At 53.7% G+C, this 10223-nt stretch carries 13 protein-coding genes; 10 read left to right on the top strand and 3 right to left on the bottom strand.

Features of this window, described 5'->3' with window-relative positions; all coding sequences use genetic code 11:
- The 7 genes from AC128V_RS05180 to AC128V_RS05210 all read left to right on the top strand — a co-directional run.
- Window positions 1-924: isomerizing glutamine--fructose-6-phosphate transaminase (locus AC128V_RS05180; RefSeq protein WP_482763617.1), on the top strand; the 924-nt coding region annotated here is incomplete at its 5' end.
- Window positions 925-1278 (top strand): holo-ACP synthase, encoded by a 354-nt coding sequence (locus tag AC128V_RS05185; protein WP_482763618.1) that lies wholly within the window; start codon window positions 925-927, stop codon window positions 1276-1278.
- Window positions 1279-2340: an alanine racemase gene (alr, locus tag AC128V_RS05190; protein ID WP_482763619.1), complete on the top strand. Its 1062-nt coding sequence runs from the start codon at window positions 1279-1281 to the stop codon at window positions 2338-2340.
- Between the two features lie 2 nt (window positions 2341-2342).
- A complete protein-coding gene (gene tsaE, locus AC128V_RS05195) occupies window positions 2343-2795 on the top strand; it encodes a tRNA (adenosine(37)-N6)-threonylcarbamoyltransferase complex ATPase subunit type 1 TsaE (protein ID WP_482763620.1) in 453 nt (150 codons plus the stop codon).
- Window positions 2779-3363, top strand: coding sequence for a tRNA (adenosine(37)-N6)-threonylcarbamoyltransferase complex dimerization subunit type 1 TsaB (tsaB, locus tag AC128V_RS05200; protein ID WP_482763621.1), 585 nt, complete (start codon window positions 2779-2781; stop codon window positions 3361-3363). The genes tsaE and tsaB overlap by 17 nt, the downstream gene beginning before the upstream one ends.
- Window positions 3363-4841 (top strand): tRNA (adenosine(37)-N6)-threonylcarbamoyltransferase complex transferase subunit TsaD, encoded by a 1479-nt coding sequence (gene tsaD / locus AC128V_RS05205; protein WP_482763622.1) that lies wholly within the window; start codon window positions 3363-3365, stop codon window positions 4839-4841. Before tsaB ends, tsaD begins: the two co-directional genes overlap by 1 nt.
- A gap of 75 nt (window positions 4842-4916) precedes the next feature.
- Window positions 4917-5306 (top strand): DUF4190 domain-containing protein, encoded by a 390-nt coding sequence (locus tag AC128V_RS05210; protein ID WP_482763623.1) that lies wholly within the window; start codon window positions 4917-4919, stop codon window positions 5304-5306.
- Between the two features lie 21 nt (window positions 5307-5327).
- Here AC128V_RS05210 and AC128V_RS05215 read toward each other — a convergent pair whose 3' ends face one another.
- The gene (locus AC128V_RS05215) at window positions 5328-6494 is read right to left on the bottom strand and encodes a THUMP-like domain-containing protein (RefSeq protein ID WP_482763624.1); all 1167 of its coding nucleotides are present in this window, start codon (window positions 6492-6494) and stop codon (window positions 5328-5330) included.
- Between the two features lie 127 nt (window positions 6495-6621).
- Here AC128V_RS05215 and groES point away from each other — a divergent pair, with 127 nt between their 5' ends.
- The 3 genes from groES to AC128V_RS05230 all read left to right on the top strand — a co-directional run bounded on the left by groES (window position 6622) and on the right by AC128V_RS05230 (window position 9465).
- On the top strand, window positions 6622-6918 hold the full coding sequence (groES, locus tag AC128V_RS05220; protein ID WP_482763625.1) for a co-chaperone GroES: 297 nt from the start codon (window positions 6622-6624) through the stop codon (window positions 6916-6918).
- A 62-nt stretch (window positions 6919-6980) separates the two neighbouring features.
- Window positions 6981-7892, top strand: coding sequence for an EamA family transporter RarD (gene rarD, locus AC128V_RS05225; protein ID WP_482763626.1), 912 nt, complete (start codon window positions 6981-6983; stop codon window positions 7890-7892).
- A gap of 250 nt (window positions 7893-8142) precedes the next feature.
- On the top strand, window positions 8143-9465 hold the full coding sequence (locus tag AC128V_RS05230; protein WP_482763627.1) for an ABC transporter substrate-binding protein: 1323 nt from the start codon (window positions 8143-8145) through the stop codon (window positions 9463-9465).
- Window positions 9466-9523: 58 nt separating this feature from the next.
- Here AC128V_RS05230 and AC128V_RS05235 read toward each other — a convergent pair whose 3' ends face one another.
- Window positions 9524-9673 (bottom strand): glycine zipper domain-containing protein, encoded by a 150-nt coding sequence (locus AC128V_RS05235; protein WP_482763628.1) that lies wholly within the window; start codon window positions 9671-9673, stop codon window positions 9524-9526.
- Window positions 9666-10223, bottom strand: a 558-nt coding sequence (locus AC128V_RS05240; protein ID WP_482763629.1) for an ABC transporter ATP-binding protein, incomplete at its 5' end; no start/stop codon positions are given. The genes AC128V_RS05235 and AC128V_RS05240, both read right to left, overlap by 8 nt.

The raw sequence follows: 10223 nt of genomic DNA on the forward strand, positions 1-10223 counted from the left end.
GCAGGTGAGGTTGCCAAGTACGCGATCGAGAAGTGGGCCAAGATTCCAGTGTCGGTCGAATTGGCGCACGAATTCCGATACCGAGATCCAGTTATCGATGAAAACACTTTGATCCTGGCAATTAGCCAATCCGGCGAAACCATGGACACTCTGATGGCCATTCGCTACGCCAAGGAGCAGGGCGCGAAGGTCCTAAGTATCTGCAACACCCAGGGCGCAACCCTGGCTCGTGAATCGGATGCAACCATCTACACCCACGCAGGTCCTGAGGTTGCCGTGGCATCCACCAAGGCCTTCACCGCGCAGATCACTGCCGGCTTGCTAGTTGCACTGTCGCTTGGCTGGTTGCGCAAGGCACTTCCAGAAGCACAGCTTGAGGCCCTGGGTAAAGAGCTACTAAAACTTCCACGTCAGGTCAAGAACGTACTTGAATCACTTGATCGCATGCGCGATTTGGGTCGCGAATACTCAAATGCCAAGTCGGTGCTGTTCCTAGGCCGCAACGTTGGCTACCCAATTGCTATGGAGGGTGCCCTAAAGCTCAAGGAGCTCGCGTATATCCACGCCGAGGGCTTTGCGGCCGGTGAGCTAAAGCACGGTCCAATTGCGCTCATCGAATCTGGCCAGCCAGTAATCGTGGTGGTTCCTTCCCCTAAGGGTGAAGACTCGCTGCACCCCAAGGTAATCTCGAATATTCAGGAAATCAAAGCTCGTGGCGCAAAGGTAATTGCTATCGCAGAAGCTGGCGATGAGCTTGTGGCACAGTTTGCCGATGAGGTGTTTAGCATTCCTGCCTCTCACCCAATGATGGCCGCTGTGCTCTCTGTGATTCCACTGCAAACCTTCGCGCTTGAGCTTGCTTCAGCGAAGGGATTGGATGTTGACCAGCCAAGAAACTTGGCAAAGAGCGTTACGGTCGAATAAGTGATCTACGGGGTCGGCACTGACCTTTGCTCAGTGGTGCGCATGGCCGATTCGTTGGCGCGAACTCCGAATCTAAAAGAGCGACTGTTTCATCCAAACGAGCTCTCACTTGCCAACGCATCGCTTGCTGCCCGGTTTGCTGCCAAGGAAGCCCTTGCGAAAGCATTGGGCGACCCAACGCTTTTGAGTTGGTCAGAGATTGAGATCGTGAAAGATGCCCTGGGAAAACCAAGCATTCAATTGCATGGTCTTACCAAGCAGCGAGTAGAAACTTTGGGTATTACAGCCATCCAGCTTTCGCTAACGCATGAGCAGGAACTTGCGTCTGCCTTTGTTGTGTTGGAGGCTAACTAGATGCGCGAAATTCAAGTCGACCTAGCCAAGATCCAGAGCAACTATCGACAGCTGAAGTCGCTGGTCGCGCCCAGCGAGGTTATGGCCATAGTCAAGGCCAATGGCTATGGCCACGGCATGCACGAGGTTGCTCAGGCCCTGGAAGAAATCTCGGTAGACGCTCTTGGTGTGGCAGATCTCGAAGAGGCAATCGCGCTTCGCGCGGCAGGTATCAAATCTCGCTTGATGTGCTGGATTCTCAAAGCCGACGATGATTTTGAAATGGCGGCCGAGCAGGAAATTGAACTCGGAGTCTCTAACTTCGCGGTTTTGGAAGCAGCTCTAGCCGCCAATGTGAAAAGCATCCACATTAAGGTGGACACTGGATTGGGGCGGGCAGGTTTCGCCAAGGCTCAGTGGTCAGAGGTCTTTGAAAAACTATCCGGAGAAACCATTGGCCTGTTCTCTCACCTTGCCAACACCTCAGAAGAAGAAGACCGCAAGCAAGAGCAGTTGTTCTTGGAAGCAGAGCGGGTTGCTTTAGCTTCCGGAATCAAGATTTCGCAGCGTCATTTGGCTGCAACCGCGGGAGCGATTAGCTACCCGAGCATGAGACACGAAATGGTGCGCGCTGGTATTGGCATTTACGGTCTAAACCCATGGGAGGACCGCGAGTACGGGCAGTATCAGCTTCACCCTGCAATGCGGGTCGTGTCTGAGGTTGTAAATCTGAAGCGAGTTACGGCCGGCCAAGGTGTTTCCTACGGTTACCGCTATCGCACAGCACAGGAGACCACTTTGGCGCTGGTGCCATTTGGCTACTCCGAAGGCATGCCAAGAATTGCAGTTGGTGCCAAAGTTCTGATTGCGGGTAAGCAGTTTGAGGTTTCGGGCAGGGTTGCGATGGACCAGTTCGTGGTCGATATTGGCGACCACGAGGTGCCACTTGGCAGCGAGGTTGTGATTTTTGGAGACCCTGCGAACGGTGAACCTTCGGCTGAAGACCTAGGTGCATCCGCCGGGACAATCAACTATGAGATTGTGACCCGGATTGGCGGAAGAGCAAAAAGGGTTTACCTCTAGGTATGGAATTTCGAATTCAAGACCCAGATCATATGCACCTGCTTGGCTTGGCTATCGCCAAAGTGCTGCGTGCAGGTGATTTGCTGTTGCTCAATGGCCCACTAGGTGCTGGTAAAACAACTCTGACCCGCGGAATCGGGGAGGGTCTTGGTGCTCAGGGAACCGTACAGTCCCCAACCTTTGTTTTGGCAAGAACTCACAGAACCGCGGTTGGACCAAAGCTGGTTCACGTTGACGCATACCGATTGAATTCGGCGGTTGAGCTCGATGATTTGGACATCGATTTTGCTAATTCAATTGTCGTGGTCGAGTGGGCGAGGGACTACATCGATGGGATTGCGGAGAACTGGTTGCAGGTGGACATCAATCGTGAGTCCGAGGACGAATCTCGCTTGGTGAAAATTTCCGGTGTGGGTCAGCGTTGGGAAGGGGTGGAAATTGCTCTTAGCAATTGATACCTCGGCTGGCACCTCAACTGCAGTTTTCGCCGGGGATAAGCTCTTAGGTTTTGTCGAATACGATGACCCGTTTGGTCACGCTGAGAGCATCGGCAACGCAATTTCAGAGGTCATGGCGAAAGCGGGCATCTCTGCGAGCGAGGTAACCGCGGTCGCGATTGGTCGCGGACCAGCTCCCTATACAGGGCTTCGAGTCGGTATGGCTGCTGGCACCTCATTTGCAATGGCACTTGGAATCCCGATGCATTCGGTTATGAACCTGGATGCCGTCGCACTCCCGCATGGCCAAGCCAGAATCTTGGTTTCCTCAGACGCCAAGCGCAAAGAGCTTTTTGTTGCCACCTACGAATTGGGAGAGCGCGTCTTTGGGCCGGCCGTGCTAAAGCCCGAGGCACTTGATCAGTTTGTAGGCTTTGACCAGGTTGATGGCAAGTGCAATGCGGAACTGGTTGGCAGGTATGCCCTCTGGGCCAAGGCTGCAGGTAAGGATCTCAGTGATTCCTCTGCGCTTTATTTGAGATCTCCAGATGTTGCGCCATCAGCTGGAAAGCGGGTGACTGGCTAATGGAATTTCTACAACTTGGCAAAGAGCACCTGACCACCTTGATGGATTTAGAGCAAAAACTATTTCCCGATGACGCCTGGTCTGCAACCAGCATGGCTGCGGAACTTGACGCCAGCCAAACGTATTACCTAGGGATTTTTGATCCAGAACTCATTGGCTACGCCGGACTCTCAACTTCGGTGGGCTCCTTTAGCTCAGATATCCAAACCGTTGGTATTGCAATCGAAAAGCGTGGGCTGGGGCTTGGTCGCCAGCTTATGCAGCGACTGATCGCAAAGGCTAAAGAGCTGGGTTCAGAGCAGTTGATGCTTGAGGTCAGGGCCGACAATCAAGCGGCAATCTCGCTTTATCTAGATTTAGGTTTTGTGCAGATTGATCTTCGAAAGCGCTACTACCAACCTGCCGGTATCGACGCCCTGATCATGCGGCTGGCTATCAAGCAGCCAATCGTGCTAGGAATCGAATCCACCTGCGACGAAACCGGGGTCGGCATTGTGCAGGGAAATCGACTGCTAGCCAATGCACTACACAGCTCCATGGACGAACACTCCAAATACGGCGGTGTGGTTCCAGAGGTTGCAGCCAGAGCTCACCTTGAGGCCATTAGACCGACGCTAGAAAAAGCTCTGGCTGAGGCCAAGCTGTCGATGAGTGACATCGATGCCATCGCGGTTGCCAACGGGCCTGGGTTGGCCGGCGCTCTGATGGTTGGAATCGGTGCAGCTAAGGGCCTTGCTCTTGCCCACAACAAACCGCTCTATGCAGTGAACCACCTGGTCGGACATGTCGGTGCAGATGTTCTGGAACGTGGAGCGGTTGAATTGCCAACCATTGCGCTTTTGGTCTCCGGTGGTCACACTTCACTTCTTTTGGTTAGGCACCTGCTCAACGACGTTGAACTTTTGGGGGAGACCATCGACGACGCCGCTGGCGAAGCTTTTGACAAGGTGGCCAGGGTCTTGGGTTTGCCATATCCGGGCGGGCCACAAATCGATAAGTGGGCCGCCGACGGTGTTGCGAACATTCGCTTTCCCAGGGGACTTACGCTTCCAAAAGATATGGAGAAGCATCGCTATGACTTCTCATTCTCCGGGCTCAAGACTGCGGTCGCCAGGCATATCGAGAAGGCTCAGGATGCTGGCGAGGAGTTTTCAAAGGCAGACGTTGCCGCTAGCTTCCGCGAGGCAGTGGTTGACGTATTACTCACCAAGGCAATCAATGCCTGCAAGGACCATGGGGTGAATCGTCTGCTTTTGGGCGGGGGCGTGGTTGCCAACGCCAAGCTTCGCGAAGAGGCACAAAAGCGCTGTGATGCTAACGGTATTGAACTTCGAATTCCAAGATTCCAACTCTGCACCGATAACGGTGCGATGATCGCGGCCCTAGGTTCGCAATTGGTAATGGCTGGTCGGGAACCCTCTGGATTGGGCTTTGGTTCTGAGTCCACGCTCGAAGTCACACAGGTCCAGACTCCCTAGAACCTCCCAGCTTTCCCCCAGCGCTCTATCACGCTGACCTGTCAATCTTTGGCTGTCACCAACCAAAGGAAATAAATGGCAGAAAAGAAATCAGAACCTCAGGCAGTTGCCGAGACAGTCGTTGCTGCACCTGCAGAGACAAAGAAGTATGACTGGGCTTCGCTCAACACCCTCGCGATAGTCTCACTGGCAAGCGCAGTTAGCGTTGTGGGAGCGCTAGTAGCGGTAATCACCGGTCACATCGCTCTCAAGCAAATCAAGCAAACCTCAGAGGCTGGCCGAGCCTTGGCGCTGACCGGAATTGTGCTGGGTTACCTACACCTAGCCGGTTGGATTCTTTTTGGAATTCTCGGAGTCATTGCCCAGGTTCTGCTGTTTTCGGGCGGATTCGGACTCGATCACATGGGGCCGGATTTTTATGAATTCGAACGTGGAATGGGCGGCATGCACTTCGGTGACCGCTAGCCCTTTTGCTAGGGCAGCCCTCTAGCGAATCGGTTGAACGATAAGAGCGCGACGGGCGTCGCCTACCTTGGTGAGAATCAAGGAGGCGGCGCCCTCTCCCTTTAACTTCAGTTTTGGACGCAGTTGCTCGGGCGTGATATCGACACCGCGTTTTTTGATTTCAAGTTTTCCAATACCTCTTGCCGCCAGAGCTTTGCGAATCGCTCCCTCGTCCAGCGGCAGGTTCTCGATCAGCTCGTAGGCCTTTAGCCAAGGCGATTGAGTGAGGTTATCGCTGCTCAGATAAGCAATGCCATCTGAAACTGTTGTCAGGTTTTGCTGGTTGGCAAATTCTCCCATTAGCTGAGAGCGGATCAACGAGTTGTCCGGCTCATAGAGGAATTGACCCAACTCGGAGGTGGCTGCCCGCTCTGCGCCAGTTCCTTCGAAGAGGTAGCGCTTACCATCTCGCATCATTAGCGCAGAACGTCCAAGTTTTGCGGTTAGCCCCTCGAACCAAAGCGTTAGCTCAACTAGATCGCCCTGGTGGGAAACCCATTGCGCTTCAACTCCATCGGGGATCAGATCCAAGGGAAATGCCGGGCCAAGTTTTATGCCCTTGGGCTTTGCTTGGGAGTAACACCAATCCAAATCCGGGCTGAAGTCAGCTGGTGAAAGCGTGATGTGCTTGGCGGATTTTCGCTCGAGGTCGCGTCTTGCGGGATCAAGCCAGAGCGCGTCAAAGGTAGTTGTGTCAAATGTTGTGGCATCTGCGACGGCCACCTTGGCATTTGGAAATGCCGCCAGATTGTAAGCGGCCAACGCTGCCGTTTCTGAATCTTGCTCCACGGCGGTAACAGAGAGGCCCAAGGCTGCAAAGGCCAATGAGTCAGCACCAATGCCGGAACCTAAGTCCGCGATGTTGGTGAAGCCATTCTCTTTGAATCTCTCGGCATGCATGGCCGCAACCTGGAGCCTCGTCGCCTGCTCTAAACCTGCCTCGGTGAAGAGCAGGTTCTTGGCAAAGTCTCCAAATTTTGTTTTCGCTCTGGTTCTTAGCCTGGCTTGGGTGATGACCTCGGTGACCAAGAGCGCAGGATGCCCAGCTTTTCGCAATTTGGTGATGATGGAGAGCACATCCGCCTTGGAATCAATCTCGCCAACCTCGTCCAAAAGGCGCAAGGCCTCGGCGGTCAGCAGCTGATTCATGAATCTAGGGTATCGGTCTTGCTGCTAGCACTCACCTTGACTGAGTGCTAATTTCGCCGTAAAGTTTCACTAGCACTCAAACATCGAGTCTGCTAAATCACAAATCTTAAGAAAAGAAGAGGTCAAAGTGTCGGTTTCTATCAAGCCACTCGAAGATCGCATTGTTGTTCAGCCAATTGAGGCAGAGCAGGTAACCGCATCCGGTCTGGTTATTCCAGACACCGCAAAGGAGAAGCCTCAGGAGGCTGAGGTTGTCGCGGTAGGTCCAGGTCGCTTCAGCGACGAGGGTGACCGCATTCCAGTTGACGTAAAGGTCGGCGACCGCGTCATCTTCTCGAAGTACGGCGGCACGGAGCTCAAGTACGACGGCAAGGAGTACCTAGTACTTTCTGCCCGCGACGTACTAGCGATCATCGAGCGCTAAAGCAATTAGAGGACGACCCAGGGAAACCTGGGTCGTTTTCGTTTAACCCCTAGGCTTTGGGGGTGAAGACACGTTCGAGCCACTCCACCGGGTTGCTGCTGGGCGTAAGCGCATATCTAATGTGGGGCTCTTTCCCGCTAATCATTACCGCCACCAAATTTGCCAACCCCCTTGAGGTCGTAGTTTGGCGAGTGGTTTTTGGATTCCTATTCGCAGCCGTTGTCCTGACGGTAATCCGCGGCTGGGGAAAGATTCTCGAGCTTTTGAGATCGCCCAAGAAGCTCAAATGGCTGGCAGTCGCATCTGTTTTCATCTTCATCAACTGGGAGACCTACGTGGTTGCGGTTGCAACCGGTAACACCATCGAATCTTCGCTGGGCTACTTCATAAACCCGCTGATCACGATTTTGTTTGCAGTGGTGTTCTTGGGTGAGCGCCTCAGAACTCCGCAGTGGATTGCGCTGGCGATTGGCTTGGTGGCGGTTGCGGTATTGACCTTTGACTATGGTCGACCACCTTGGATTGCTTTGGTGTTGGCGGTTAGCTTTGCGATCTACTCGCTGGCAAAAAACAAGGTAGGCGGCAAGATTCAGGCCACTCAGTCTTTCGCCCTGGAATCACTTTTGGTCATGCCCATCGCGCTGGCACAACTGGCCTTTGTCGCATCGAGCGAGCACATCACGCTATTGGATTCGCCGAGCAATGCTTTTGTTCTGATCGGCTTTGGCATCCTGACGGCGGTGCCATTGATTTTGTTCGGAGCCGCAGCATCGAGAATCCCGCTGTCCACAATTGGCTTTATCCAATACCTGACCCCGGTGCTGCAATTCCTAACCGCATTCTTTATCTTGCGCGAGCCAATGCCCGCGGTGCGATGGGTTGGCTTCGGTCTGGTCTGGCTTTCGCTGGTGGTGTTGACCTTCGACGCGATACGCAACAAGCGCCGTGCGATACCGGTAATTGATCAGGGCTAGCTGAAACCCAATTGTTACCCAGTGCTTACATAGCGGAACATTCAACCAATTTCGAAGATTGAATTGTCAAATTGCTTCTGATTCAGAAGCAATAGTGATGCCAATCTGCGGAATTCGAATAGTTAGAGCTCGCGGGCTCGTCTTTTTCGAAGCTTTTTCTGGTTGATATCTAGCATTTTCAGTATGCTTTTGGCTAGCAGTGTGAGCGTTTGCCCACACTTGCCCTCTAATTGCTATTCAAGGAGCAAGAATGACTGAAATCAACATCAAGTCACGCTTGGCCCTCAAGACCGTTTCGGTACTAGGTGTATTTGCACTTAGCGCAGCGGCTTTGGCGGGTTGTGCGGCGACTTCCACTGAGACTGAAGCCACCGAGTCGGAGACTAGCGCAGCAGCTACCACCACTCCTGGCGGTTGTGAGCTTGGCGCGGAGCAGGAAGGCGACCTAACTCTAAAGCTAGGAACCGCTCTACCGCTAACCGGTAACCTCGCATTCCTAGGACCACCTGAAGAAGCTGGTGTTGCACTAGCTATCAAGGACATCAACGAGGCCGCTAAGGGCATCACCATCGAGGCCACCTTGGGTGACTCTGGTGACACCGACAACAAGGCATACGACACCGAGATCCCACGTCTGCTAAACGCAGGTGTTGAGGCTGTTATCGGTGCTGCATCCTCCGGTACCTCTCTACAGTTCATCGACCGTTTGGTTGCAGAGTGTGTGATTCAGTTCTCACCTGCTAACACTTCGGCTGCACTAACCGACTACGCAGACAAGGGCTTGTACTTCCGTACCGCTCCTTCTGACGTACTACAGGGCGAGGTGCTAGGTAACCTAATCGCAGAAGACGGACACCAGAAGATCTCGATGATCGTTCTGAACGACTCCTACGGAACCGGTCTAGCTGAGTTCGTAACCGCAGCATTCACTGCTGCTGGTGGCGAGGTTCTAGCTGCACCTACCTACAACACTGGTGACACCAACTTCTCCAGCCAGATCGCAGAAGCACTTGCTGGTGGACCAGACGCTATCGTTCTGATTACCTTCGACGAGGCTAAGACCATCGTTCCTGAGCTAATCGCTCAGTTCCCTGGTGACAAGCTGTACTTCGTTGACGGTAACCTAACCAACTACTCTGAGGTATTTGAGCCTGGTGCCCTTGAGGGCGCTAAGGGTACTTACCCAGGTGTAAACGAAGCCAAGATCGGCGACTTCATCAAGCGCATGTACGACAACTGGGAAGCACAGGGCAACGCACCGCTAGAGCTAAACGCTTACGGTCCTGAGTCCTACGACGCAGTTGTTCTTCTAGCTCTTGCAGCTCTTGAGGCACGTAGCACCGAAGGTGCAAACATGTCCGTGAAGCTACAGGAAGTTTCCGGTGGATCCGGCAACGGCCAGAAGTGTACCTCGTTCGCCGAGTGTGCTGACATCATCAACGCCGGCGGAACCGCCGACTATGATGGCCCATCGGGCAACGTTACCTTCAACGAGTTGGGTGACCCAACCGACGGTAACATCCTGATTCAGCAGTTCGACGGAAACAACGTTCCAGCTACCATCCGTGGCTAGTAACTAGTTACCAAAAAGAACCCCCCGGCCATTGGCCGGGGGGTTCTTTGTTTAAGCTCTATTTCTTGCGGTTGAAGAAGTCCATTACGGCACCAACAGTTATGCCTACTGCGAGGGACATAGCGACGTTGTTGATGGAGACGCCAACTGCGACACCTATGCCGGCCCCAACGGCCAGCCAGAGACCAGGAGAAGGCTTCTTAGGCACCCAGGGTTCCGAGGTATAGGCCAATGACCTGTGGGTCGTTTAGCAGCTCTCGGCCGGTTCCAACGACTGCATCCTTGCCCTGGTCCAATACGTAGGCACGGTCAGCGATCTGTAGGCAGCGGCGAGCATTCTGCTCAACCATGATGCAGGTCACGCCAGCCTTGTTGATCTCAGAGACTCGCAAGAACGCCTCGTCCTGACGGACAGGCGATAGACCTGCGGAAGGCTCATCCAGCAAAAGAACAGCAGGGTCCATCATTAGTGCGCGACCCATGGCAACCATCTGACGCTCACCGCCCGATAGCGAACCAGCACGCTGCTTTAGGCGCTTACCCAACTCTGCGAAGATTGAAACTACGAAGTCCAAGCGCTCGTTGTATTTCGCAGGCTCTTGGAAGATGCCCATCTGCAGGTTCTCTTCGATGGTTAGCGATGGAAAGACGTTGTTGGACTGTGGGATAAAACCAACACCCTTTGATACCAACTGGTTTGGCTTCAGCCCGGTGATGTTCTCACCGTTTAGGGTGATGGAACCTTCGCGGACCTTTAC

The organism is Aquiluna sp. (assembly GCF_965064355.1).

Excerpts from the sequence above, each read along its gene's own strand:
- alr (WP_482763619.1), top strand. The coding sequence starts at position 1,279 with ATGCGCGAAATTCAAGTCGACCTAGCCAAGATCCAGAGCAACTATCGA.
- tsaE (WP_482763620.1), top strand. The coding sequence starts at position 2,343 with ATGGAATTTCGAATTCAAGACCCAGATCATATGCACCTGCTTGGCTTG.
- tsaD (WP_482763622.1), top strand. The coding sequence starts at position 3,363 with ATGGAATTTCTACAACTTGGCAAAGAGCACCTGACCACCTTGATGGAT.
- AC128V_RS05210 (WP_482763623.1), top strand. The coding sequence starts at position 4,917 with ATGGCAGAAAAGAAATCAGAACCTCAGGCAGTTGCCGAGACAGTCGTT.
- AC128V_RS05215 (WP_482763624.1), bottom strand. The coding sequence starts at position 6,494 with ATGAATCAGCTGCTGACCGCCGAGGCCTTGCGCCTTTTGGACGAGGTT.
- AC128V_RS05230 (WP_482763627.1), top strand. The coding sequence starts at position 8,143 with ATGACTGAAATCAACATCAAGTCACGCTTGGCCCTCAAGACCGTTTCG.